The 25,922-nt window shown below is 54.6% G+C and carries 26 protein-coding genes; 6 read left to right on the top strand and 20 right to left on the bottom strand.

What is annotated here, in order from left to right:
• Window positions 1-14 precede the first annotated feature (14 nt).
• Window positions 15-1,205 (bottom strand): GGDEF domain-containing protein, encoded by a 1,191-nt coding sequence (locus OEW58_02245; protein ID MDH5300166.1) that lies wholly within the window; start codon window positions 1,203-1,205, stop codon window positions 15-17.
• Between the two features lie 213 nt (window positions 1,206-1,418).
• On the opposite strand from OEW58_02245, the gene OEW58_02240 reads away from it, so the two are divergent.
• Window positions 1,419-1,865, top strand: a complete 447-nt coding sequence (locus tag OEW58_02240) for a HEAT repeat domain-containing protein (GenBank protein MDH5300165.1) — start codon at window positions 1,419-1,421, stop codon at window positions 1,863-1,865.
• Window positions 1,866-1,918: 53 nt separating this feature from the next.
• On the opposite strand, the gene purH is transcribed toward OEW58_02240, so the two are convergent.
• The 11 genes from purH to OEW58_02185 all read right to left on the bottom strand — a co-directional run bounded on the left by purH (window position 1,919) and on the right by OEW58_02185 (window position 12,737).
• On the bottom strand, window positions 1,919-3,475 hold the full coding sequence (gene purH / locus OEW58_02235) for a bifunctional phosphoribosylaminoimidazolecarboxamide formyltransferase/IMP cyclohydrolase (GenBank protein MDH5300164.1): 1,557 nt from the start codon (window positions 3,473-3,475) through the stop codon (window positions 1,919-1,921).
• Between the two features lie 39 nt (window positions 3,476-3,514).
• Complete coding sequence (fis, locus tag OEW58_02230) at window positions 3,515-3,802, bottom strand: DNA-binding transcriptional regulator Fis (GenBank protein ID MDH5300163.1); 288 nt, start codon at window positions 3,800-3,802, stop codon at window positions 3,515-3,517.
• Between the two features lie 2 nt (window positions 3,803-3,804).
• The gene (dusB, locus tag OEW58_02225; protein MDH5300162.1) at window positions 3,805-4,791 is read right to left on the bottom strand and encodes a tRNA dihydrouridine synthase DusB; all 987 of its coding nucleotides are present in this window, start codon (window positions 4,789-4,791) and stop codon (window positions 3,805-3,807) included.
• Window positions 4,792-4,931: 140 nt separating this feature from the next.
• On the bottom strand, window positions 4,932-6,173 hold the full coding sequence (locus tag OEW58_02220) for a DUF3426 domain-containing protein (protein MDH5300161.1): 1,242 nt from the start codon (window positions 6,171-6,173) through the stop codon (window positions 4,932-4,934).
• Window positions 6,174-6,202: 29 nt separating this feature from the next.
• Window positions 6,203-7,084, bottom strand: a complete 882-nt coding sequence (prmA, locus tag OEW58_02215) for a 50S ribosomal protein L11 methyltransferase (GenBank protein MDH5300160.1) — start codon at window positions 7,082-7,084, stop codon at window positions 6,203-6,205.
• An 87-nt stretch (window positions 7,085-7,171) separates the two neighbouring features.
• Entirely contained in the window at window positions 7,172-8,521 is a 1,350-nt protein-coding gene (gene accC, locus OEW58_02210) for an acetyl-CoA carboxylase biotin carboxylase subunit (GenBank protein ID MDH5300159.1), read from the bottom strand.
• A gap of 35 nt (window positions 8,522-8,556) precedes the next feature.
• Window positions 8,557-9,009 carry an acetyl-CoA carboxylase biotin carboxyl carrier protein gene (gene accB / locus OEW58_02205; GenBank protein ID MDH5300158.1) on the bottom strand — a complete coding sequence of 151 codons (453 nt, stop codon included), beginning with the start codon at window positions 9,007-9,009 and terminating at the stop codon, window positions 8,557-8,559.
• Window positions 9,010-9,029: 20 nt separating this feature from the next.
• Complete coding sequence (gene aroQ / locus OEW58_02200; GenBank protein MDH5300157.1) at window positions 9,030-9,467, bottom strand: type II 3-dehydroquinate dehydratase; 438 nt, start codon at window positions 9,465-9,467, stop codon at window positions 9,030-9,032.
• A gap of 150 nt (window positions 9,468-9,617) precedes the next feature.
• Window positions 9,618-10,166 carry a TlpA family protein disulfide reductase gene (locus OEW58_02195; protein MDH5300156.1) on the bottom strand — a complete coding sequence of 183 codons (549 nt, stop codon included), beginning with the start codon at window positions 10,164-10,166 and terminating at the stop codon, window positions 9,618-9,620.
• A 13-nt stretch (window positions 10,167-10,179) separates the two neighbouring features.
• Complete coding sequence (locus OEW58_02190) at window positions 10,180-12,408, bottom strand: protein-disulfide reductase DsbD (protein ID MDH5300155.1); 2,229 nt, start codon at window positions 12,406-12,408, stop codon at window positions 10,180-10,182.
• A complete protein-coding gene (locus OEW58_02185) occupies window positions 12,405-12,737 on the bottom strand; it encodes a divalent-cation tolerance protein CutA (GenBank protein ID MDH5300154.1) in 333 nt (110 codons plus the stop codon). Before OEW58_02185 ends, OEW58_02190 begins: the two co-directional genes overlap by 4 nt.
• Window positions 12,738-12,847: 110 nt before the next feature.
• On the opposite strand from OEW58_02185, the gene OEW58_02180 reads away from it, so the two are divergent.
• The 4 genes from OEW58_02180 (at window position 12,848) to OEW58_02165 (ending at window position 16,590) form a co-directional block, all read left to right on the top strand.
• A complete protein-coding gene (locus tag OEW58_02180) occupies window positions 12,848-13,297 on the top strand; it encodes an FxsA family protein (GenBank protein MDH5300153.1) in 450 nt (149 codons plus the stop codon).
• Between the two features lie 165 nt (window positions 13,298-13,462).
• Window positions 13,463-13,750, top strand: a complete 288-nt coding sequence (groES, locus tag OEW58_02175) for a co-chaperone GroES (protein MDH5300152.1) — start codon at window positions 13,463-13,465, stop codon at window positions 13,748-13,750.
• Window positions 13,751-13,783: 33 nt separating this feature from the next.
• Window positions 13,784-15,427 (top strand): chaperonin GroEL, encoded by a 1,644-nt coding sequence (groL, locus tag OEW58_02170; protein ID MDH5300151.1) that lies wholly within the window; start codon window positions 13,784-13,786, stop codon window positions 15,425-15,427.
• A 533-nt stretch (window positions 15,428-15,960) separates the two neighbouring features.
• Window positions 15,961-16,590, top strand: a complete 630-nt coding sequence (locus OEW58_02165; GenBank protein ID MDH5300150.1) for a hypothetical protein — start codon at window positions 15,961-15,963, stop codon at window positions 16,588-16,590.
• Window positions 16,591-16,605: 15 nt separating this feature from the next.
• Here the strand turns inward: OEW58_02165 and OEW58_02160 are convergent, their stop codons facing one another.
• From OEW58_02160 to glyQ, 7 genes are all read right to left on the bottom strand, one after another.
• Window positions 16,606-17,238 (bottom strand): hypothetical protein, encoded by a 633-nt coding sequence (locus tag OEW58_02160; protein ID MDH5300149.1) that lies wholly within the window; start codon window positions 17,236-17,238, stop codon window positions 16,606-16,608.
• Between the two features lie 161 nt (window positions 17,239-17,399).
• Window positions 17,400-18,404 carry a class 1 fructose-bisphosphatase gene (locus tag OEW58_02155; protein MDH5300148.1) on the bottom strand — a complete coding sequence of 335 codons (1,005 nt, stop codon included), beginning with the start codon at window positions 18,402-18,404 and terminating at the stop codon, window positions 17,400-17,402.
• Between the two features lie 109 nt (window positions 18,405-18,513).
• Complete coding sequence (locus OEW58_02150) at window positions 18,514-19,272, bottom strand: 1-acyl-sn-glycerol-3-phosphate acyltransferase (GenBank protein ID MDH5300147.1); 759 nt, start codon at window positions 19,270-19,272, stop codon at window positions 18,514-18,516.
• Between the two features lie 2 nt (window positions 19,273-19,274).
• Window positions 19,275-19,826 (bottom strand): D-glycero-beta-D-manno-heptose 1,7-bisphosphate 7-phosphatase, encoded by a 552-nt coding sequence (gene gmhB, locus OEW58_02145; GenBank protein MDH5300146.1) that lies wholly within the window; start codon window positions 19,824-19,826, stop codon window positions 19,275-19,277.
• A 61-nt stretch (window positions 19,827-19,887) separates the two neighbouring features.
• A complete protein-coding gene (locus tag OEW58_02140) occupies window positions 19,888-21,519 on the bottom strand; it encodes a hypothetical protein (protein MDH5300145.1) in 1,632 nt (543 codons plus the stop codon).
• A 114-nt stretch (window positions 21,520-21,633) separates the two neighbouring features.
• A complete protein-coding gene (gene glyS, locus OEW58_02135) occupies window positions 21,634-23,724 on the bottom strand; it encodes a glycine--tRNA ligase subunit beta (GenBank protein MDH5300144.1) in 2,091 nt (696 codons plus the stop codon).
• Complete coding sequence (gene glyQ / locus OEW58_02130; protein ID MDH5300143.1) at window positions 23,724-24,638, bottom strand: glycine--tRNA ligase subunit alpha; 915 nt, start codon at window positions 24,636-24,638, stop codon at window positions 23,724-23,726. The genes glyS and glyQ overlap by 1 nt, the downstream gene beginning before the upstream one ends.
• A gap of 201 nt (window positions 24,639-24,839) precedes the next feature.
• Between glyQ and OEW58_02125 the strand changes: the two genes are divergently transcribed.
• A complete protein-coding gene (locus OEW58_02125) occupies window positions 24,840-25,409 on the top strand; it encodes a hypothetical protein (GenBank protein MDH5300142.1) in 570 nt (189 codons plus the stop codon).
• On the opposite strand, the gene OEW58_02120 is transcribed toward OEW58_02125, so the two are convergent.
• Window positions 25,406-25,801 (bottom strand): hypothetical protein, encoded by a 396-nt coding sequence (locus OEW58_02120; GenBank protein ID MDH5300141.1) that lies wholly within the window; start codon window positions 25,799-25,801, stop codon window positions 25,406-25,408. The genes OEW58_02125 and OEW58_02120 overlap by 4 nt on opposite strands.
• Window positions 25,802-25,922: the final 121 nt, after the last annotated feature.

Genomic DNA, 25,922 nt, shown 5'->3' with positions numbered 1-25,922 from the left:
TTTGGCACATGCCGCTATATTGCCGGCACCGCATCCCCCAGGTGATACATAATGACCTGGTTACGACCGGCGCGCTTGGCGTCGTACAACGCCTTGTCCGCTTCTTCCAGCATGGCATGCAAATCAATTTTTCCGCGACGCCGACAACTCACGCCTATGCTCACGGTACTGGGCACACAAACCCCTTGGTATTCGATGCACTCAGTTTCCAGACGTTGGCGGAGGCGCTGCAATGCGCGCATTGCCTGATCGGCGTCCGCACCGGACAACAATACCACAAATTCCTCGCCGCCGAAGCGAGCCAGGATGTCCTGGTCACGAAAAGTCAGCTCGGCCAAATTGGCAAAGCGCATCAGCACCTTGTCACCCACGCCGTGACCAAAAGTATCATTGATGGATTTGAAGTGATCCAGATCCAGCAGCGCCAAGGCCACCGGCTGTTTATCGCGTTCGGCGGCAGCAATCACTGCCCGACTTACATCATGAAATGCGCGACGATTGTACAAACCTGTCAGGGAATCAATGGAGGCCTGTTCACGCAGATGCTTTTGTACCCGCTCGGTGGTCATCAGGATCATCCCCAAGGTCACCGCCACCGTCACCAACACCGCCTGATACATCAGCAAGCCATCAAACAAGGTCCCCAGTGGCCGCGCCATGTCCAGCAACGCCAACGCGGCCCGACCGCCCCACAGCAGTGCCGTCAAACCAAAGCACAGCATCATAAACTGGCTGATCAAACTTGCACGCTCGCGGCTCACCATGAGTTCAGCCAAAATCAGGCTACTGGCAATCGCCACCACTGTCGCCAGACAGAACACAATCCAACCGAGGGGCAGGGTAAAAAACTGCTGTTGTAACAATAAGATATAGAACAAGACAAAAAATAGACCCAGATAATGTGAAGAAAAATCCAGGTGATTAACAAATCGGCGTATCCCCGCCCACAGAAACAGCCAGCCGGTTGCAATCAGCGCAATGCCGGCACTGGTCACTGGCACCATTCGCTGGCCGATTTCTTCGCCGTGAGCAATCGTGCTGGCAATCAACACCACCAGCGCCCCTGCGGCCATGCAAACCCCGCCCGCAGCCCACTCGCGAGTACCGTCCTCATTCCGACTTTGGTACCAGGTGATAATCAGCGCCATCGCCTGAAGACAGTACACGCCAATTAACACTGCCAGCAAAGTTTGGTAGTCCATCATGCCTCCACCGCCTTGCGTTCTCTCAGAGGGTCACTGAGTAATGTAACGTCCTTGCTCTGAACATCTTGCCTGGGCCGTATTGGCTCAAACTTAACACCAACCACAGCTTTTCTGTGCGCCCACTAAACATGTGGGTAAAACTGCCGTTAATCAATGTGCGGCCACCGTATGTTGTCGCAAAAACACCAACAACCCCCTAATCGATAACTACTTATGCTGGATCTGTTTCGCCCACAAAAAGTTCAGACTGAATGCGAGGCCACTTGGCGCCCGTTGATCGAGAAGGCAAAAACCACCCTTCCCAACCCCATTCCTGCGCTTAAGAAAAGCCACGCCAAGTACTTCATTGAGATATGGAATCAGGCTTTTGCCAGCGCCACCCCGGAAGAGCGCATAGGCCTGGCCGTGTTGGCCTATCGGGTAGAGGTTCACCGCTATGCGGCGGGAATGCTGATCCACAGCAGCGACAACACTCGCCATGAAGGCATACGAATTTTGGGGTATATGGGCGATGAGACCGTCTGGTCGCTGCTTTCCAAGCTGGCCTCCCACGAAGAACAGATCACTTCGCAAATGGCCCTAACGGCCCTGCTGCAAATCAACGAAGGCCGGGCGCGACGAGAGTTTCCCGAACAGATTCGCTCCCTGACCCATCATTAAAAAAGCCCGGCATTACCGGGCTTTTTTGTTAACGCTGAAGGCAATCGCCAGTGTTAATGGCGGAAGTGACGCATACCGGTAAACACCATGGCAATACCGTGTTCGTTGGCCGCGTCGACGACCTCCTGGTCACGCATGGAGCCACCTGGCTGAATCACCGCCTTGATGCCGGCCTTGGCCGCCGCGTCGATGCCGTCGCGAAACGGGAAGAACGCATCGGAAGCCATCGCCGAGCCCGGCACTTCCAATCCTGCATGTTCGGCCTTGATGCCGGCAATACGGGCGGAGTTTACGCGACTCATCTGGCCAGCGCCGACGCCGATGGTCATGTCGCCCTTAGCGTAGACAATGGCGTTGGATTTGACGAACTTCGCTACTTTCCAGGCAAACAGCAGGTCTGCCATTTCCTGTTCGGTCGGCTGGCGCTTACTGACCACCTTCAGCTCGTTGTACAAGGCCAGATCGGCATCCTGCACCAACAAACCGCCAGTGACACGTTTGAAATCCAAACGCCCAGCGGCCTTGGCCCACTGGCCGCAGGCCAGCAGACGCACGTTCTGCTTGGCAGCCACCACTTGCTTGGCTTCTTCACTCACGTCAGGGGCGATGATCACCTCGACAAACTGGCGCTCAACAATGGCTTTGGCCGTGGCCGCATCCAATGTCTGGTTGAAAGCGATAATGCCGCCAAACGCCGATTCGGGATCGGTTTTGTAGGCTTTGTCGTAGGCTTCCAACAGGCTGCCAGCCACCGCCACACCACAGGGGTTGGCGTGTTTGACAATCACGCACGCTGGCGCGCCGTCGAACTGTTTGACGCATTCCAGCGCCGCATCGGTGTCGGCGATGTTGTTAAACGATAGTTCCTTGCCTTGCAGTTGCTTGGCAGTTGAAACTGATGGCTCCGCCTGATTGGCTTCGACGTAGAACGCCGCCGCCTGATGCGGATTTTCGCCGTAGCGCATTTCCTGCGCCTTGACGAACTGGCGATTGAAAGTGCGCGGGAAGGTTTGCTCCTGCTCGCCCACCAAACGCCCCAGATAATTGGCAATGGCGCCGTCGTAGTGAGCCGTATGCTCAAACGCCTTCACTGCCAGATCAAAGCGGGTCGCCATGCTCAGGGCGCCGCCATTGGCTTTCATCTCGGCAACCACCGCGTCGTAATCGGCGGGATTAACCACGATAGCCACGTCTTTGTGGTTCTTTGCTGCCGCGCGAACCATGGTTGGACCACCGATATCGATGTTCTCAATTGCCATGGGCAAATCGCAATCGGCACGCGCAACGGTCTGCTCGAAAGGATAGAGGTTCACCACCACCAGATCGATGGCGTTGATACCGTTGGCCTGCATCACCGCGTCATCCGTGCCGCGACGACCCAAAATGCCACCATGCACCTTGGGGTGCAGGGTTTTGACGCGACCATCCATCATTTCGGGAAAACCGGTGTAATCGGAAACTTCAGTGACCGGCACGCCTTCGGCGGCCAGTAGCTTGGCGGTTCCGCCAGTGGAAAGAATCTCCACGCCCATCGCCTGCAGGGAGCGGGAAAACGCCAGTACGCCCTGCTTGTCGGACACACTGATCAGCGCTCGTTTGATCACAGCCATGTTGCTCTCTGTTTGTTTGCTTAGAAAAAAAGGCCTGGATTAATCCAGGCCGTGCTCACGCAGTTTCTTGCGCAGTGTGCCGCGGTTGATTCCCAACAGCTCGGCAGCTTTGGTTTGATTGCCACGCGTATGCTTCAATACCACTTCCAGCATGGGGCGTTCGACTTCACGCAACACCATCTGGTAAACGCCTTCGGCGCCCTGATAGCCATTCAGATCTGCAAAATACGCTTCCAACACATCCGTAACACTGTGACGGATTCTGCCGGTTGACTCTGACGCTCTGATATTTTCCGCTGTTTCCACGGCACTGCCCCCAAATAACATTGTCATGCTGCTACACCTTTGTTCAATTCTTTGCGCATGAAAAACTGCCTGATCAATTCCAACTGTTTTTGCGCTGACTCTTCGCGTACCACCTGACTGCGAAACTCTGCCGCATTGGGCTGAGCCGCGCTAAACCAAGCAATATGCTTACGTGCAATCCGAACTCCCATGTACTCTCCATAGAAAGCATGCAAGTTCTCCACGTGTTCCAGTAACAAAGAACCCACTTCATGCACGTCCGGCTCAGGCAATAACTCACCTGTCTGCAGGAAATGATTGATCTCCCTGAATATCCATGGCCTTCCCTGCGCCGCACGACCAATCATCAACGCATCTGCTCCGGTCAAAGCCAGCACCTGCTGGGCTTTCTCAGGATGACCTATATCGCCATTGGCGATGATTGGAATCGACACTTGCGCCTTCACGGCCGCAATCGTGTCGTATTCCGCTTCCCCCTTATAGCCGCACGCGCGAGTCCGACCATGGACAGCCAGGGCGGCAATGCCTGCCTCCTGGGCAATCCGCGCAATCCTAACCGCATTGCGCTCGCTCGGACTCCAGCCCGTACGGATTTTAAGAGTTACCGGTACGTCCACTGCGGACACTACCGAAGAAAGAATTCGCCCCACCAGGGGCTCGTCGCGCATCAGGGCCGAACCCGCCGCAACGCTACAAACCTTTTTTGCCGGGCAGCCCATGTTGATGTCGATGATCTGAGCACCATTGGCCACATTCAACCGCGCTGCCTGCGCCATCTTTTCCGGATCGGTACCCAGTATCTGTACCGAAATTGGCTCAACCTCTCCCGCGTGGTCGCGTCGCAGGCGACTCTTTTGGGTGTCCCACAGGCGCTCATCCGAGGTCACCATCTCTGACACCGCCATCGCCGCTCCCAGACGCTTGCACATCTGCCGGAAAGGGCGATCCGTCACGCCTGCCATCGGCGCCAGAATCAGGCGACCGGAAAGGGTGTACGGGCCAATACGCATAGAGGGAAACCGAGTAGGGTCCGAAAAAGGGTGCTCATAATACCGGCAAATTCGTCGCCGGAAAAGCCTTGCGGATGATTAAAAAATATTCTAAAGGGAGAACTGTCTTTTTTATAGACTGCTTATAAATTAAGAAGTTATCAACGATAATTAAATTCGAAATTTACTGCATCTGCGCCAGGATCAACAATTTCCAGTAAAACCCGCACCGGCACGTTGATTGGCATACGCTCATTTGGCTCGACCTCTTTACCCAGATAATCCTTGGGCTGGAAAGTCCGGCGCGCAATAAGCTTCTGATTCAAGTCTGAAAAGGTCAGCTCCAACAACGGGTAGGATTGCTCAAAGTCGGCTTTGTTAACAATTTTGGCACTGATCAATAACGCCCGTGGGGTATTGGGGTGAGAACGCACCTCGCGCTCTTCCATCACGATCGCATCCAGTTTTTTCGGCAAGGGCAAGTCACACGGCACATGCGCCACCAACACACCGCACATGGCTTCCAGCGCTGGTGCTAATGCCGGATACTTGATCAGATCGGCACGCTTGAAGTACAGCACCTGCCCCAGCAGCAATACAATCAGCAGCACGATTACCGCGCTCCACACAGATTTGCTGACGACAGAACCGCCTTCGAGCTCCTGACTAACAAATTTCTGCCGGGCAGCTTTTTTGCGCGCCTCGGCCTTCGCTGATTTTTTCTCTGCAGGCTCGACCTTGGCGACCGGCTCCTCAGCGAACGATCGATCTTGCGCCACCGGCTCTTCAGCCAGATCAAAGCGTGACACGATATCGTCCTTGGTATCCAGGTCACCCCCGATATCAAAAACATCATCCGCCTTTTTGTTCTTTTGCGAATCCAGATCAAAATCGTCGGGGCGACGTTCTTCCTGAAACTGCTCCAGCTCATCAAACAAGTTGGCATCACTGGCGGCGGATCGATCTTCCGCAACTCTGGCTGGTGACTGATCCAGCTCTTCGCCAAATTGTTCCAATTCACCGAGCAAGTTATCTGCATCGCCGTCCTGACCCAGATCAAACTGATCAAGCATTTCATTGGGACGGGACAAAATATTGCTGTTCTGCGCCAAAACATCTTCACCTGCCGCACTCAGTGCAGGATCATCTAGCAGGTTGAGCAGATCATCAGATTCAGTATTGGCTGCGATGTCATCCAGCGCGCCCATTAATTCATCTGCGGTTTCCGGCGGCGATACATCTGCCGGACGTGACGCAGCTTGCGGAGGTACGTCTTCCACCAAGTTATCCAGCGCATTGAAAACTTCACGGCAATTGCCACAACGAACCTTGCCCGCCGCCAGTTTTAACTGCTCGGGATGAATGCGGAATGTGGTCTTGCAATGACTGCACTTGGTGAACATGCTTTTTTGATTACCCGTCTACGTTGTCATTATTCTGTGCGGCGCCTGCCATGCAGCAACACCCAGTCGTCTTGCTGTTGCGGCGCATCCATGTCAAACCAGGGGACATAGGCAGCAGCCACTTCAGCCGCTTGTTCCGCCAGTATGCCTGACATCACCAAATCACCGCCAGGTTTGACGCGCTGCGCAAATTCCGCCGCCAGCATTTTCAATGGATTTGCCAGAATATTTGCAAGCAAGATATCGACCAGCCCACCGCGATAATCACTGCTGAGCGACACTTCAATCGCAGTTACGTCATTGAGTCTGGCATTATCACGCGTCGCCGTCACCGCCTGCGGATCAATATCCACACCGCTGACCTTTTTTGCGCCTAATTTGGCGGCAGCAATGGCAAGAATACCTGAGCCACACCCGAAATCCAGCACTGACCTGCCCTGAACATCGTGACCGTCCAGCCAGGTCAAACACAACGCTGTGGTCGGATGGGTACCGGTACCAAACGCCAAGCCCGGATCCAAGCGAATATTCACCGCATTTTCATCCTGGGCATCGTAAGCGGTCGGCACAATCCACAGACGTTGACCAAACTGCATGGGCTTAAAATCTGCCAACCATGCGCGTTCCCAATCCTGGTCCGGCAAATCAGAAATTTCGTAAACAGGGAGTGGTGCAGGCGCCAGTTTGGCAGATAATTTTTGCAGGACATCGTCCAGATCAACGTCATCTTCAAACAAACCAACCACACAAGTCTGATCCCAAAGCGGCACTTCGCCGGGACCAGGCTCAAGCACTGGTTCATTACCATCATCGACAAACGTTACCGCAGACGCACCGTACTTGGTCAGCAAATCGGACAGGCGTCCGGCCTTATCGGTGCTTGTATGGAATTGCAGTTGTTTCCACGCCATGTGGCAAACTACCCCTGCTGACTTGACCATTGAAACATCGCGACGCGAAAGCGCAGGGGCTCTCGCGCCGCAAAGTGGCAAATGACGTTAGTGATTATTAATTTCCAGCTTCTTTTCCAGGTAGTGGATATTGGTTCCACCGGCCTGAAAACCCAAGTCGCGCATAATGTCTTCATGCAGCGCGATATTGGTCTTGATGCCTTCAATCACGATTTCACTCAACGCCGTGCGCATGCGCGCTACCGCGATTTCGCGCGTGTCACCATAGGCAATCAGCTTGCCGATCATGGAATCGTAATACGGCGGCACCATGTAGCCATTGTAAATGTGCGAATCAACGCGGATACCAGGACCACCCGGCGCGTGATACTGGGTAATGCGACCAGGCGATGGCATAAAAGTACGCGCATCTTCGGCATTAATCCGACATTCGATTGCATGACCACGCGGCTTGATTTGATCCTGGGTGTAGCTGAGCTTTTCGCCAGAGGCGATGCGAATTTGCTCTTTCACCAGATCCACGCCCGTGATCAGCTCGGTCACTGGATGCTCTACCTGCAGACGAGTGTTCATTTCGATGAAATAGAACTCGCCATTTTCGTAGAGGAATTCAAACGTACCCGCACCACGATAACCGATCTTGCGGCAGGCTTCCGCGCAGCGCTCACCAATTCTGGCGCGCACTTCAGCGGTAATGCCGGGCGCTGGCGCTTCTTCAACCACTTTTTGGTGACGACGCTGCATGGAGCAATCGCGCTCACCCAAATGAATCGCATTGCCGTGTGTGTCGGCCAATACCTGAATTTCCACGTGACGTGGATTTTCCAGGAATTTCTCCATGTACACCATGTCGTTACCGAAAGCGGTACGCGCTTCGGTTTTGGTCAACGAAATCGCATTCAGCAATGCAGCCTCGGAACGCACCACGCGCATACCGCGACCACCACCGCCACCGGCGGCCTTGATAATGACCGGATAACCGATGTCACGAGCGATGCGGATATTTTCGTCGGGATCATCTCCCAGCGGACCACCCGAACCCGGCACACAGGGTACACCTGATTTTTTCATCGCGTTGATGGCAGACACTTTGTCGCCCATCAGGCGAATGGTCTCTGGACGCGGACCGATGAAAATAAAGCCACTGCTTTCCACACGCTCGGCAAAGTCAGCATTTTCTGACAAGAATCCGTAACCAGGATGAATGGCTTCTGCATCTGTTACTTCCGCCGCGCTGATCAGCGCAGGTACATTCAGGTAACTTTCAGAAGACGGTGCAGGACCGATACAGACGCTTTCGTCAGCCAGACGAACGTGCTTGAGTTCGCGGTCGGCCTCCGAATGCACGGCAACCGTTTTAATGCCCATCTCACGGCAGGCACGCAGCACGCGCAGGGCGATCTCGCCGCGATTGGCGATGACAATTTTATTAATCATGCTTACAACTCAATGTTTGTTGTTGCCGTTGACACTTATTCGATGATGAACATGGGCTGGCCGTATTCGACCGGATCACCGTTCTCCACCAACGCAGCCTTAACCACGCCAGCTTTATCTGACTCGATTTGGTTCAGAATCTTCATCGCTTCGATAATGCACAAGGTGTCGCCCACAGAAACCGATTGACCTACTTCAACAAACGATTTCGCGCCGGGCGATGGTGCACGGTAGAACGTACCCACCATCGGTGATTTAACCGCGTGACCCGATGGCGCAGCTGGCGCTGCCGCAGGAGCAGCCGCAGCCGGTGCAGCAGCTGGCTGTGGCGCAGCCATCATTTGAGGAGCCGCCATCGGAACCATCATCCCGCTGTTGGCCCCGTTGCGACTGATGCGCACAGACTCTTCACCTTCGTGAATCTCGATTTCCGCTACACCGGATTCTTCCAGCAGTTCGATCAGTTTTTTAATCTTACGAATGTCCATCGTAGTCAACATTTCCTCGGTTAGTTTTTTAGGTGCTTAATCGCGGCCTGCAGTGCCAGTTCGTAACCGACCGGACCCAAACCACTAATCACACCGACTGCAATATCAGAAAAATACGAATGACGTCGAAACGCCTCTCTGGCGTGCACATTGGACAAGTGCACTTCAATAAACGGTATCTCCACCGCCGACAGCGCATCGCGCAACGCCACACTGGTGTGGGTGAACGCGGCGGGATTGAAAATAATAAAATCGATCTCTCCTCGGGCACGATGAATCCGATCGATCAGTTCGTGTTCTGCATTGCTTTGCAGCGTATCGAACTCATGGCCAGCATCGGTTGCCAGCTGCTTTAGCGCGCCATTGATCTGATCCAGACCCTGCTTGCCATAGTGCTTTGGCTCCCGTGTTCCCAACAAATTGAGATTGGGACCGTTTAGGATCAGTATTTTAGCCATGCTGAGTGAATTCAACCGTGTTATTAAACGCGCGCGGCCCCTCGCGAAGAGTCAACGCGCATGAATTTTGAGGAATTCTGCAACATCGCTGCGGGGTTTGTCCAGATAATTCCCGAAAGTTGCCACCCGTTCGGCGCACTTCGCTGAAGTTTACAGCAGGGAGAGGATGACCTTCTTTGCTTGGTCGCCAGGAAAAAAGCCGCGATGAATATAGGCAATACGCCCCTGTCGATCAACAATTGCCGTATAGGGTAGCACACCGTCGCTGTTGCCGTAGGCTTCGGATACCTGCGTGGCCTTCACCCCTCCCAACAGCAAGGGGTAGTTCACATTCATTTCCTGCACAAACTGCTGCACTGCACCGGGCTCATCCAGTGCGATCCCAACAAATTGCACGCCCTGACTGGCATACGCGTGCTGCAACTCGACAAAATCCGGCATTTCGCGACGGCACGGCGGACACCAGGTAGCCCAAAAATTTACCACCAGCACTTTACCGTCCCACTGCCTGGCATCAAACAACTGGCCATGCAGATCAGGCAACAAAAACCCCGGGCGCAATTCATGGATCATTGCATTCGCCCTAGCCTCTGCCTCGGCATCCACCGGTACGCTGCGCTGGGTAATAGCCATGCCCAGCCAAAACGCCAGCCCCATGGACGCCACGATCAGTGCCGTTTTAAGCCACTTCATTGTCATTTACTTGCCTTTTTTAGGGTGCGAATGCCTGGTTAACAATCGCCTGAAACTCGTCCGGCTGCTTGAAGCCCACCACGCGCAGCTCGCGCAGCTCGTTGCCCTGGCGATCGAAGAACAAAATCGCCGGTGGGCCGATAATGCCGAATTCTTTCATCAACTCCTTGTCGATATCGTCATTGGCAGTCACATCGGCCTGCAACATCACGCCCGGTTGCAATGCCGCCTGTACCGGCGCTTTGGCAAAAGTTTTGTGTTCCATTTCAATACAGGACACACACCAATCCGCGTAAAAATCCAGCATCACAGGCCGGCCGTCACGATTAGCCTGGGTAATCTCATCGCGCAGATCCTGCAGCGACTTAATTCGCTTGAATACCAGAGGACGATCGTCAGATGCTGACAAAAAAGGTTCCAGCGGATTAAGCACATTGTTGCCGCCTTTTACCGCGGCTCCCGCCAGCGCCACGCCATAGACCAGCAACAACCAACCGATGGTTTTGCTGATTTTGCCCACCGCTGCGCGACGGATCGCACCGAAGTAAATACCCGAACCGATCGCCAGCGCCGCCCACAACAGCATGCTGATCTGCACTGACAGTATGCGCTCCAACATCCAGATCGCCACACCGATCAGAATCAGACCAAACACGGCCTTGACCTTTTCCATCCAAACACCGGCGCGGGGCAACAGCTTGCCCGCCGATGTGCCAATCACCAACAGCGGCGCGCCCATGCCCAGGCTCATCGCAAACAGCGCCGTACCGCCCAACACCGCATCACCGGTCTGGCCGATGTAGATCAACGCGCCGGCCAGCGGCGCAGCAACACAAGGCCCGACTATCAGCGCCGACAAAAAGCCCATGATGCCAACACCGATCAGCGTTCCGCCTTTTTGGCTGTTGCTCATACTGGTCAGCTTGGTTTGCCAGGATGTCGGCAATTGCAGCTCGTAAAATCCAAACATCGACAGCGACAGCGCGACGAAAATCAGCGCAAATACCGACAACACCCACGGATTTTGGAACGCGGCCTGTAAATTCTCGCCCACCATTCCGGCAAATACCCCGGCCACCGTATAGGTCGCCGCCATCGCCAGCACATACACCAGCGACATGGTAAATGCCTTGCGGGTGGTCAGACTCTCACCCTGGCCAACGATGATGCTCGACAAAATCGGCACCATCGGAAACACACACGGGGTAAACGCCAACAGCAGGCCAAAGCCGAAAAAACTCAGAATAATCCAGCCCAGACTATCGCCCGCCAGACTGGCCGCAATGCTGTCAGATTCACTCACCGCACCTGCGGCAATACCCGAGGCGCTGGCGCTGCCCTTAGGCAGACTCAAACCCAACGTGTCTGTTTGTGGCGGATAACAAAAGCCCGCTTCGGCACAGCCTTGGTAACTCACTTTTAGCTGCACATCGGTGGGATCAAAATTGCTGCGCTCCAACGGCAGTGTCACCACCGCCTGATGGTAGTACACCGACATTTCGCCAAAATATTCGTCGTGTTTGAGCTTCGCGCCACTGGAAAACACCGGCGCAGCCAAGGACACACCATCCGCCGACATCAGCGAAAATGCCATGCGGTCTTTGTAGAGGTAATAGCCGTCGGCAATATCCCAGGAGACCGTAATAACATTACCGTTGGTCACTTCGGTACTCAGCGCAAATGCCTGGGCTGGCTCCAGAAAACTGCCGTTACCGCCAGCGGCCTTACCCAATCCCAGTGATTGCCCAAGTTTGCCCAACAGCGAATTACCCGCAGCCCCGGATTGCGCGGGCGATGCCGAAAAACTGCCGTCTTCCAGCGGCGGCATAAACAAGCTGACAGAAACTTTCTGCGGTGGATAACATAAACCCAAATCCGCACAGCCTTGCGACACCGTATCCAGCACCAGCTCTTCTGGCGCATCCACTGCCCGACTCAACGGAATATCGATGCTGATCTTGTTGCGGAACGACTCGACCTGGCCGAAGTATTCGTCCTGCTTGATCTTGCCCTTGGGAAATACTGCCGCCGCAACATCCAGTTCATAGCCTGGAGTCTGGGTGGAAAATTTGAATTTTTCTTTATAGAGGTAATAGCCTTCGGCGATGGTCCACTCTGCCGTGATCGTGTGCGCGTCCTTGGCATATGCTCGCAACTTAAACGCATCTTCAGGCTTGAGCGGTTGCTGGGCAGCAACGACAGAAAAAGCCGACAGTAACAGGGAAAACAGCAAAATTATTCTTTTCATTTATTTTTTACGACGTCATTAATCCAGGAAAAATAGCCCGTTAAACCATGCTCAAATGGGACAGCCACGATTTCGGGAAGTTCATAGGGATGTTCGGCACGCAGCTCTGCTTCCAGTCGATCATAGTGGTCCACGCGCGTTTTGATCAGCATCAGCACTTCTGCATCGTCCCGCAGCTCACCCTTCCACAGGTACATTGAGCGCAGCCCAGGCACTATATTGACACATGCCGCCAGTCTTTTTGCCAACAAACTCCCCGCCAGGCGCTTGGCCGTGGCCTCGTCCGGGCAGGTACTGAGCACCAGACAAAACTCCCTCGGTTCGTTCATGTCCCCCTCCCGGGCGATGAAAAACGCACGATTCTACCCCTCAAGGTTTCGGTGAACCAACTTTTTCCTTATAGTGGGTGCTTGTGCGTCAACCAAGCCTCGAGAAAATCATGCTCCGTATACTGCTGTTGCTGCTTATCGCCGTTCCCATTATTGAAATTTACCTGTTCATTCAAGTAGGTAGCGCAATCGGCGCATGGTCTACCATCGGCCTGGTGATCCTCACCGCCGTGCCGGGCACGTTTTTGCTGCGCCAGCAGGGCCTGTCCACCTTGGCCAGAGTGCAGACCACCCTGCAACGCGGCGAAATCCCCGCCCTGGAAATGGTCGAAGGCGTCATCCTGGTCATCGCCGGTGTATTGCTGATCATTCCCGGTTTTTTCACCGACACTCTCGGTTTTTTGCTACTGCTACCCGTCTTTCGCCGCCGCCTGGTAATGGGCATGCTGCGTCACGCCAACGTGATCCGTACCAGCCACGTCCACTATCGCAACCACCAGGGACCTACCTCACCCCACAAATCCAACACCCTCGAAGGCGAATATCGTCGCGAAGATTAACCTGCTGGTCCTTGAAAAACCCGGCCAGCATCCCCATATCTGCGGAGCATTGGCCTTGACTGCGACGATTTCGCCCCTATCATTAGCACTCAACAAGCCCGAGTGCTAATTGCAAGGCCGCCAGTTTTCAATGAAATAACCATTCAATTCAGGAGATTGATATCTATGAACATTCGTCCTCTACACGATCGCATCGTGGTTCGCCGTGTTGAAGAAGAGCGCACCTCTCCCGGTGGCATCGTTCTGCCAGGCTCTGCTGCTGAAAAACCCTCACAAGGCAAAGTCATCGCCGCAGGTAAAGGCCGCATTCTGGAAAGCGGCGACGTACGCCCCATGGACGTCAAAGTTGGCGACAAGGTGATGTTTGGCAAATACGCCGGCACCGAAGTAAAAATCAATGGCGAAGAACTGCTGGTTATGCGCGAAGACGACGTCGTCGCTGTAATCGAATAACCACAAACTACAGATTAAAAAGGAAAATAAATAATGGCTGCTAAAGACGTACGTTTTGGTGAAGATGCTCGCCAGCGCATGGCCAGAGGTGTAAACATCCTGGCTAACGCGGTAAGAGTGACCCTGGGCCCTAAAGGCCGCAACGTGGTGCTGGAAAAATCTTTCGGCGCACCCACCATCACTAAAGACGGTGTTTCTGTTGCCAAAGAAATCGAACTGGAAGACAAGTTCGAAAACATGGGCGCACAAATGGTCAAGGAAGTATCTTCACAAACTTCCGACATCGCTGGCGACGGTACCACAACCGCAACCGTACTGGCTCAATCCATAGTTAACGAAGGCATGAAAGCCGTTGCTGCCGGCATGAACCCCATGGACCTGAAGCGCGGCATCGACAAGGCCGTGACTGCTGCTGTTGAGCAACTGAAGTCCATGTCTTCTCCTTGCACCGATGACAAAGCCATCGCTCAAGTAGGCACCATTTCAGCCAACTCCGACAAAGCCATCGGCGACATCATCGCTGAAGCCATGTCCAAAGTGGGTAAAGAAGGCGTTATCACCGTTGAAGAAGGTTCTGGTTTCGACAACGAACTGGACGTGGTTGAAGGTATGCAGTTTGACCGTGGCTACCTGTCTCCTTACTTCGTCAACAACCAGCAGAACATGTCTGCCGAACTGGAAGCTCCTTTCCTGTTGTTGGTTGACAAGAAAATCTCCAACATTCGCGAACTGTTGCCAGCTCTGGAAGGCGTTGCCAAATCGGGCAAGCCACTGCTGATCATCGCTGAAGACGTTGAAGGCGAAGCCCTGGCGACTCTGGTTGTGAACAACATCCGCGGCATCGTGAAAATTTGCGCCGTTAAAGCCCCAGGCTTTGGCGACCGTCGCAAAGCCATGCTGCAAGACATCGCTGTTCTAACTGGCGGTCAGGTAATTTCTGAAGAAGTTGGCCTGAGCCTGGACAGCGTAACCCTGCACGACCTGGGTTCTGCCAAGCGCATCGTGGTCAGCAAAGAAAACACCACCATCATTGATGGCGCAGGTCAGGCAAAAGAAATCGAAGCCCGCGTTACACAAATCCGTGCGCAAATGGCTGAGACCACTTCTGACTACGACAAAGAAAAACTGCAAGAGCGCGTGGCCAAACTGGCCGGCGGTGTTGCCGTTATCAAGATCGGCGCTGCCACTGAAGTTGAAATGAAAGAAAAGAAAGACCGCGTTGACGACGCTCTGCACGCCACTCGCGCTGCAGTAGAAGAAGGCGTGGTTGCTGGTGGTGGCGTTGCTCTGGTTCGCGCAGAAGCCACCCTGGGCAAGCTCAAAGGCGACAACCACGATCAAGACGTTGGTATCAGCATCGCGCGCCGCGCCATGACCGAACCATTGCGTCAAATCGTAGCCAATGCCGGCGGCGAACCTTCTGTGGTTCTGAACAAAGTTGCTGAAGGCAAGGGCAACTTCGGTTTCAATGCTGCCACTGACACTTACGGCGACATGTTCGAAATGGGTATTTTGGATCCAACCAAAGTAACTCGTACTGCACTGCAAAATGCTGCGTCCGTAGCTGGTCTGTTGATCACTACCGAAGCCATGATTGCGGAGCTGCCAAAGAAAGACGGCGGCGCACCTGACATGGGTGGCATGGGCGGTATGGGTGGCATGGGAGGCATGATGTAATCTGCCCCCAGGCTTCTCTCGCCTAACAGAAGGCCCTGATTGATGATCAGGGCCTTTTTATTTTTGCCAACAGCTACGCTTTTTTGTTAGGGTAACTTTCAATAATGACTCCATACTGATCCAATGAAAAATATCGCCCCGATCGAATTTAGTAACGGCCATTTTGAATGTCTGTACGCACAAGCAAAAATTCTCCACAACGCTGATTATCAAATTCACTTCGTCGCTCCCGACTGTCACCTGCAGCGCGAAGCCGAGCTCGGCATTCCATTGCACACTTACCGCCTGCACGATGCTTCATCCTGGGCTGCGCAATTTATTGCCGTGCTGCGCTTGAAAAAATACCTGAAGCAACACAACATTCAGCGCGTGATCGTTAACACCTTTGCTGGCCGCATGGTGCAAATTTTCATGCTGCTGTGCAAAAATCTACACATTTGCGCAATCAGTCACGAAGTTAACAAACTAAAAAAAGCACCTGGCACGCCCTGGCAAAAAAAGCTCGGCGCGTTTTCGCACTCAATGATTATCTCGTGCAAAACAACCCCATTGACGACATCAAGCTGCAATCGTTTTATCCCATTTTTTTCCCAAACTACCCACAACAAAAATTGCACAAACCAGCCAATGAATTCTGGATATGCATTCCCGGCCAACTTGAATACAAACGCCGCGCCTACCTGGAACTGCTGGCCATGCTTTCCTCTTTGCCAGATAAACACATTAAATTTATTTTGCTGGGCAACAGTCGTCACGCTCATGGCGACGGTGAAGATTTCGAGGCTCGCCTAGGTGAATTGCGCGACAACTTCATTGTGTTTCGCCAGTTTGTCTCCGACACTGAATTTCATCAGTACATTCAGCAATGCGACTTGATTATGCCCTGCCTGGGCGACAACCCGCGCTATCTTCAGTCCGGCATATCTGGCGCATTTAATCTTGCATTCGCCTATCACATTCCGATGCTAGTTGAACCCGCCTTCATGGCCTTTGAAGATTTTCAGCACAGCGCATTTGCATTGGACAAGCAACAGTTGCCACAGCAACTGCATGACCTGGCTACCCATCCTGAGCTGTTGGCGAATAAAGCGAAAGCCATGCGGGACTATGCAAAATTTTCGTTCGAACAACAAAGCCAACAGTATTTGGCGGCACTGAACTAAAGCAACGCTAACGAATTATTCCACGGCAGATGGCTTTGATGGCTCGCTGGACTTTATGTCCAGAATTTTACTGGTCTGGGAACTGACTGCATCAATCCCCGAACCCAGTGTTTCCAGTCCGGTTTCAATGATGGTGATTGGGGCGGTGACCACGCCTTTGACTGTTCCTTTCACCACGCCTGTCCCCATGTCGGACGACACTTGCTGCGCCTTGGAAATCAGCTGCTCGCTTTTATCCAAAATGGTCGGCACATCTGCGCGGATAGCGGCGGATTCCTGCAGTACCTGCGGCACCAGCTCACGGGCCTGCGCCACCTCGTGCAGAATTGGCGGAATTTCTTCGCGGATTTTTGCGCTTTCATCCAGAATCGACGGGATCGCGCGGCGCGTCAGTTCAATTTGCTTGAGCACCGGCGGAATGGCATCACGGGTCTTTTCTACCTCGGCGAGTATCTCCGGCACCATTTCGCGGGTCTGTTCGATCTGCTGCGCAACCGTGTCCACGCGTTCAAGAATTTGTGGCACGTCCAGGGTTTTGCCTGCCTCACCGATTTGTACCACCAGATTATCGATGGCCTGTCTGAATTGGCGGGCTTCATTGGCAAACAAAATCAGCGAGGTGGCGAAGTACGCCAGCACACCAATCATTAAAAATTTTACCCATATCTGTAGTCGATCCACTGCCTGCACCGCCCCAGAATCACTCTGTTTGTTAGCGGCGCAAGCAAATAAAACTCAACGAACGCGGCATACGTACAAAGCAAAAAACCCGGCGCTTGGCCGGGTTTTTCGCGGAATCGTAAAACGAATTACTTGTGGTAGGAAACCACGCGCTCAACTTCGTTTTTGGAGCCCAGGATAACCGGCACGCGCTGGTGAATTTCCTTTGGATTGATATCCAGAGTACGCTCACGACCGGTAGAACACACGCCACCGGCCTGCTCAACGATGAACGCCATGGGATTGGCCTCATACATCAGACGCAGCTTGCCTGGCTTGGCCTTGTCTTTGGTGTCGAATGGGTAGAGGAAGATACCGCCGCGAGTCAGGATGCGGAACACGTCGCCCACCATGGAAGCCACCCAACGCATGTTGAAGTTTTTGTCACGGCTGCCGGATTTACCCTTGATGCACTCGTCAACGTAACGCTGTACGGGTTCTTCCCAGAAACGCTGGTTGGCCATGTTGATGGCAAACTCGGCAGTATCCGCAGGGATAGTCATCTTGGCGTGGGTCAGCAGGAATTCGCCAGTGGCTGGGTCCAGCGTGAAACCGTTAACGCCGTTACCGGTGGTCAGCACCAGCATGGTGGATGGGCCGTACAGAACGAAACCGGCACACACCTGCTTGCTGCCCGGGATCAGGTAGTCAGCCAGTTTGGGGTTGGTGACGCCTTCTGGGCACTTGGTGATGGAGAAAATTGAACCCACGGTGATGTTCACGTCGATGTTGGAAGAACCGTCGAGTGGATCGAAGTACATCAGGTACTTGCCGCGTGGGTACTGGGAAGGGATGCTGTAGACATCGTCTTCTTCTTCAGACGCCATACCCGCCAGCTGACCGCCCCACTGGGTGCTCTTGATGAACATGTCGTTGGACATCACGTCCAGCTTCTTCTGGGTTTCGCCCTGAACGTTCTCGCTCTCGGCACTGCCCAATACGCCGTACAGTGCGCCATGGTTAACGGCAGCGTGGATCTGGCGGCAGGCTGACATCACATTTTCGATCAGACCAATCAGGTCCGCATCGATGTTCTTCTCACCATTGCGCATGGCATTGGTCAGGAACTGCTTCAAGGTGTTGGTGTTATCCATTGAACTTTCCTATGTGGAGTACTAAAAATTCGGAGCGCCGATCCAAAGCGGCGCAAAAGTGGCGTCATTATACGGTTCTGCAGCATTTTCAGCCAGTTTGTCGGCCCACTCAGGCTTGAGGAGCCGTCTGCAGCGGACGATCGCCATGCTGATGTTCGCGGAGAGTGGTGATGCGCGCCATTTCACCCTCGATGAAGCTTTCCACTTCACGCATGATTTCGTCGGCTTTTTTGCCTTGGGTTTCAATAGGCTTACCGATAACCATCTTGATCACACCGGGCTTTTTCACAAAACTGTGCCGCGCCCAGTATTCACCGGCATTGTGGGCGATGGGCAACACCGGAAAACCGGACTTGGCCGCCAGCATACCGCCGCCAATTTTGTATTCACCGCGCTTGCCCGGCGCAATGCGGGTACCCTCAGGGAAAATCAGCACCATGCGGCCTTTTTGCAGCCGATCGGTGCCTTCCTTGATGATTTGCATAATGGCCTTCTTGCCGCTGCCACGCTCAATGGCGATGGGCTCCAGCGACGCCAGACCCCAGCCGAAAAACGGCACGCGCAACAGCTCGCGCTTCAAAATCCAGGTGATCGGCGGCAAAATCTGCTGAAAGGCGTAGGTTTCCCAAGTGGACTGGTGCTTGGCCATGCAGATGAAGCCTTGCTTGGGGATGTTCTCCCGGCCTTCGACCTCGAACTTCAGCCCGCAGACCAACTGCAAAAACCAGATATTGGAGCGGGCGAACAGGCCGATGAAGCCGGCGCGCTTGTTAAACGGCATCACCCGGGCAAACACTGCGAGCACGCCAAACACGATGGCTGACAACACCATGAAGCCGAAATAAATGGCCGAGCGAATCCACAACATGTTTAGACTTCTCCTGCGAGCAAGGCATCCACCGCGGACGCCAGATTGTCATACACGGGAATATTTTTTTCTTTGAGCACCGCCGCGTGCGATTCCAGCGTGCGCTCACCCTTGCCGGTCTTGACCGCAATGGGACGGGCATTGACCGCCAGCGCTGCTTCCAGATCGCGGAATGAGTCACCAATCACCGGCACGTCGCGCAAGTCCGCGTCAAAATCTGCCGCTGCTTGCAGATACATGCCCGGCAACGGTTTGCGACAATTGCAATCCTCAGCGGGACCATGGTCACAGTAATAAATCGCATCCACCTTGCCCCCTTCCGCCGCCAGCAAGGCACGGAATTTCGCGTGCATGGCCTGAAGCGTTTCCACCGTAAACAAACCACGGGCAATGCCGCTCTGGTTGGTGGCTACCGCCACGGTGTAGCCAGCACGGTTCAGGCGGGCAATGGCCGCCAGACTGCCAGGCAGAGGAATCCACTCATCGGGGGTTTTGATGAAATGATCGGAGTCTTCGTTGATGACGCCGTCTCGGTCGAGAATGATCAGTTTCATAACTACGTATCTGTTGAAAAAACGTGGCTATGATACGTGAGATGTGGCTGGTCGCCAAATATCAGTGTCTGATCCGATAGATACGACGTGTTGCCCACAGCGTTGCGCCGACCAGCAACAGCCACCATGGATCAACTGCCGTGGGTGGATTCAGCCGACGACGCCGGTCATCCTCAGGGCCTTTGGGGCAGCTCTCGCAGTCTTCACCAACAAAGTCGCCATTAAAAAAAATGGGCGCCTTTTGGCTGGAATTCACCTTCACATTAGGGGTCACCTCGGCATACGAGGTCTGGCCGCGCAATTCGTCATACCGGGCCAAAACAGTGCTCACGTAATACCCGTCTTCCTGACTTTTGTCGTCCGTGGTACTGCCCACCACCTGTTTGATGAACACCAAATTTACCGCGCCGTTGCCTAACCCGGCATCCAGTACGCTGATCGCCCGCGGATGAAAACTGGTGTATTTCGGCGCCCAGAGATACACGCCTGCCAGCTTTTTCGGCGCACCCGGAGTGAGAGTGTCAGTCACATCAGCGAGCATGATGTCACCGTCAAACGGAATGGTGCTGGTATTCCATTCCATGTCCCAGCGCCGCGACAAGGTGACGTACAGGGTTTTATTATCCGGTGTCATCGCCAGGCCATAGGGCGCGCTGTCCTTGGGAAACGGGATGGGAGCCGCTGCCTGCTGTAACGTATATTGACTGGGAAACTCGTTATACAGCGCCTGAATGTTGGGATCGTAGGAGGGATTATCTGCCAGCCAGGCCTGTGAATCCGCAGCGCCGATTTGCAGCATACTCACCGTATCAGCCCAGGAATTAGCCACAAATAACCGCAAGGGCTTGTTATCAGGATCGGTGGGATCCGGTGAGAACACCAGCCCCGCCGACGCATTTTCCCGGGTCAAATCCATCGGTGCTGGAATCGTAAACACCGTATCACCGGCAATCGCATTCGCCTTGATAAACGCCAGGGTGGTTTTGTCTTCGGCAACCCCGGACTCCAGTTCGGCTGGCTCCCGTGCCTTGGCCGCATCAATGATGGCGGTAACGCGTTGCAAATCCAGCAAGGTCACCACCGACACAAACTGCGCCTTGTTCTGCTCGCTAGGCACAATAGGCCCGCCTTCCCAGTAATTGGAACGCACAATAGCCACAAAATGACCATCCGGACTCACCGCCATCGCCTGGGCGGTACTGCCACCACCAATGGTGAAAACCGGAAAACGATCGCCGTGATTTTTCAAATCGACCAGATACAACGAAGCACCAGCGGTGGTAGACGTATTGGGATTGGTCGCCAGAAACAGCCAGCGATCATCCGGCGACAGCGCGGCGGTATCGATGCGGATGCCCGAACCGTCATTGGGGTTGTAAACACTGAAGATGGTTGTATCGGTGACTTCGTTCAGATTGGCGTCGATGGTGTGGATGTAGGTGCTACCGTTCTGACTGGAGGCTACCACATACACCCGATTGCCCTTGCTGTTGGGCAAGGTCGCCACTGCACCGGCCTCATTTGGCATCACCAACGTACCCACCAGTTTGCCAGTGGTGGTATTGACGATCGACAGCTCCGGCTTGGGCTGTTTGGTGTTGGTACCGCTGGCCACGTAGGCAAAGTTGTCCGCCTGGACAGCGGTCATCGCCAGCAGCCCAAAAGCAAGCAGCATCCTGTTGAATAGCTTCATTTTTCTACAAAATCCAAATGCCCGCGCAAGTATTCGGTTTCACACAGGTTTAGCGGCCAGTGGCAGGATTTTATTAGGGATTTTGGCCGGGAAAAGCTCCCGGCCTACAATGACTTACTGCAACCGCGCGATGTCCGCACAACCGGTGAACAGTGATGTCAGTTTGCCCAGCAACGCCAAACGATTGTCCCGCACTTTGCTGTCATCCGCCATGACCATGACCTGATCAAAGAAGGCGTCGACCGGTTCACGCAGCACCGCCATCTGTTGCAGCGCGCTGGTGTAATCAAACGCCGCCATGGCGGGCTTCACCGCCTCACTGACATTGACGATGCCCTTGAACAATGCCTGTTCGGCGGCATCCTGCAGCAATGCCGTGTCCACGCTGGCGGGCACGGTGATGCCCTTTTCCGCCGCCTGGCGCAGAATGTTGCTGGCGCGCTTGTTGGCCGCAGCCAGCGCTTCGGCCTGTGGCAACTGACGGAAGGCGTTAACCGCGCGCACCCGCTGGTCAAAATCGTAGGGACGGGTTGGCTGGGTGGCCAATACCGCCTCGTAGACATCGCCGCCAATGTTGATGTCGCTGTAATAAACGCGTAGACGCTCCAGCATAAAGTCGAACACCTGCTTGCCCAGTCCGGCATCAAACGATTTGCCCGCCGCCTTGTAGCGAGCCACACCCTCGTTGACCAACGCCTGCAGATCCAGTTGGCTCAGACCGCGCTCGATGATAATGCGCAGCACGCCAATCGCCGCACGACGCAGCGCAAACGGGTCCTTGGAGCCGGTGGGCGGCTGACCAATACCGAAAATACCCACCAGGGTATCGATCTTGTCGGCAATCGCCACCGCCTGACCGGCCACACCACGAGGCAGCTCATCGCCTGCAAAACGCGGCATGTATTGTTCGTTCATCGCGGCGGCCACGGCCTCTGCCTCGCCATCGTGACGGGCGTAGTACTGCCCCATAATGCCCTGCAGTTCGGGGAACTCGCCGACCATTTCGCTCATCAGGTCGCACTTGGCCAATTCACCGGCACGGATGGCTTCGGCCTTGTTGCCACCGGCCTGCCCGGCGATGAAGCCTGACAGTGCGGCAATACGTTCGGTTTTTTCAAACACGGTGCCCAGGTCTTTCTGGAATACTACCGATTTGAGCTGCTCGCGGCGTGCTGCCAGCGGCTTTTTGCGGTCTTGGTTCCAGAAGAAACCGGCGTCGGACAGACGCGGACGAATGACGCGCTCGTTGCCCTTTTGCACCGAGGTGATGTTTTTGCTGTCGATGTTGGCGACGGTGATGAAATGGGGCAGCAGCTTGCCGGACTTGTCCAGCAGATGGAAATATTTCTGGTGGCCCTTCATCGCCGACACCAGCGCCTCGGCCGGAATCTGCAGGAAGGCTTGTTCAAAGTTGCCCATCAGCGCATGCGGCCATTCCACCAGACCAGTCACCTCGTCCAGCAGCGCCGGATCAATGACAGCAGTACCGCCAGCCTTCAACGCCACTTCCTCTACCTGCGCCTTGATCGCCGCCTGACGACGTTCAAACGAGGCCAATACATGGCCTTCGGTTTCCAGCAGGGTTTCGTACGCTGCCGGCTCGGCCACGGTCAGCGCCGCCGGGTGATGGAAGCGATGACCCAAGGTCTCGCGCCCGGCCTTGCAGCCGAGGATCTCGCACTCGATCACATCCTTGCCCAGCAACATCACCAGCCAATGCGCCGGACGCACGAACTGATGATCAACACTGCCCCAGCGCATGCGCTTGGGGATGGGCAGTTTGTGCAGCGATTCTTCGACCATCGCCGGCAACAACGCGGCAGTCGCCTGCCCCTGGACGGACTGTTTGAACACCAGCCATTCGCCCTTGTCGGTTTTCAGCACTTCCAGCGCCTCGACGGTGGTGCCGCAGGAACGGGCAAAACCTTCGGTCGCTGGCGTGGGGCAGCCGTCTTCCTTGTAGGCCGACTGCACCGCCGGACCACGACGTTCGGAAACTTTGTCCGCCTGCTTGCTTTGCAGACCTTTGATCATTACCGCCAAACGTCTTGGCGCGGCGTAAGTAATTACTTCGCCATGTTTCAGTTCGGCTTTTTTCAGCCCTTCGACGATGCCGTCGGCAAAGGCATCGGACAGTTTTTCCAACGCCTTGGGCGGCAGCTCTTCTGTTCCCAGCTCAACCAGGAAGTCGCGTACATCAGCCATTATTTCTGACCTCCTTGCACCATGGGGAAACCGAGTTTTTCACGGTTGTCGTAATACGCCTGGGCCACGGCGCGGGCCAGGGCACGAACGCGGCCGATGAAGCGGGCGCGCTCGGTGACCGAGATAGCGCGGCGCGCATCCAGCAGGTTAAAGGTGTGCGAGGCTTTCAACACCATTTCGTAAGCAGGCAGCGGCAGACCGGCTTCGATCAGCTTCTGGCTCTGCGCTTCGCAGGTGTCAAACCAGGAAAACAGCGACGGCACGTCGGCATGCTCAAAGTTGTAAGTGGACATTTCCACTTCGTTCTGGTGGAACACGTCGCCGTAGGTGACAGTGCCCAGCGGGCCTTTGGCCCAAACCAGATCGTAAACGCTCTGCACGCCCTGCAGGTACATGGCCAGACGTTCCAGACCGTAGGTGATCTCGCCAGTCACGGGTTTGCAGTCCAGACCGCCCACCTGCTGGAAGTAAGTAAACTGCGTCACTTCCATGCCGTTGAGCCACACTTCCCAGCCCAGACCCCAGGCACCCAGGGTAGGGCTTTCCCAGTCGTCTTCGACGAAGCGAATGTCGTGCTCCAGCGGATCAAAGCCCAGGTGTTTCAATGACCCCAGGTACAGCTCCTGAATATTTTTCGGTGACGGTTTGATCACCACCTGGAACTGGTAATAGTGCTGCAGACGGTTGGGGTTTTCGCCATAACGACCGTCAGTGGGACGACGCGAAGGCTGCACGTAGGCAGCACTCCAGGGCTCGGGGCCAATGGCACGCAGAAAGGTCGCGGGATGGAACGTACCGGCACCCACTTCCATATCAAACGGTTGAGTGATAACGCAGCCCTGTTGGGCCCAATAGTCCTGCAGGGCAAAGATCAGGCCCTGAAAGGTCGACAGGTCGAATGTTTTACTGGTCATGGAAGAAACTTTGCGTGTCCCAGAAGAAAAATGGGCGACAGTATACCTTGATTGTGTCCGTGAATCAGCGCCTTGTGGCCGAGTGTGATGCGCTTGGCAGTGGAATTGGTCAGCAAAATACGTTTTTTTGTTGGGTACCACGCTAAAGGCCACCTCGATCCCGGTCGATTTTGTTTTTAGGATCAAAGGGAAAGATTACTTATGCGCAGTATCGTCGTCGAACCCACCGCCACCGCTGGCTGGCATTCGCTGGTGCATGAAGCCGAAGCCTTATGCGAACAGCATCTGCATCAGGAAAGTGAAAGCTATCTGGTGTTCCTGCTGATGCGTTTTTTGCAGCGCCCGGAAATGGGATCACGCATTCTCGCCACCGATTATCTGGAAAGTTTTCTCGCCCACGGCGAACGACGCAAGGAAAACCTGCGCGAAGTGGGTGATCACTGTCTGCTGTTCTCTGGCCTGTTCCCGCAAATTGCCGAACGCCGCCGGGTGAAAGTCAGCTATTACGTCAATCTGGGACGCAGCGCCTACGGGGTATTGTCAGAAGAACATCACGCGCAACTGGCGGACATGTATCAGGTGCTGTGCGAAGAATTCGTGCCGATGATGGATGTGCTGCAGGCAGTGCGCAAACTGGGACAAAACCAGCCCAATCTCAACCCGCTGGCCGCACTGGAATTATGGCTGGATACCGGCAGCCGCCAGGCGCTGGACAGCCTGGGTAAAACCACCTCGGCCACACCGGTGAAAGGTTCTGGCCAGCGTCACTAGACCAGCTCGCCGCCGGCAATGTAGGCACTGACGTTTCGCCCCAGAAACTGCGATATTGCCCGCACAGTATAAAACACTTCCACCGTGTGCAGCGCACGGGCGTTGGCCTGATACGTTTTAGCCAGCGCCGTTTCCAGTGGGGTATGCACCAAAAACACCCAACTGCCCACCGCCAGACCCAGCCTGCGGTTCCACGACACCAGTTTTTTCATGTCTCGGGGGTGAAACCCCAGTTTTGCGTCGCGCAAATCCACAATGACGGCATAGCCCTGCCGATATTCGTCACTGCGCGCCAATACCGCCAACGAACGCTTTACGTCAGCAAATTCAACACTGTCTTCAAGGCGAACCGACACCAGTTCGACTTCGGGAAAGATTTGATGGGAGATCATTATTGTTTTTGTCTATCGTCTGACCACAGCAGGCGCAGGAGCTTATATAACCACCCACGGCAATAAAACCGATATTAACAAGGGGATATGAGAAAAAAATAAGCACTTGCACAACCCCTCA

It is taken from the genome of Gammaproteobacteria bacterium, assembly GCA_029884425.1.
GTDB lineage: Bacteria > Pseudomonadota > Gammaproteobacteria > S012-40 > S012-40 > JAOUHV01.
Note: the sequence above shows the minus strand (reverse complement) of the source record. Positions and strands in the feature narration are given on the sequence as shown.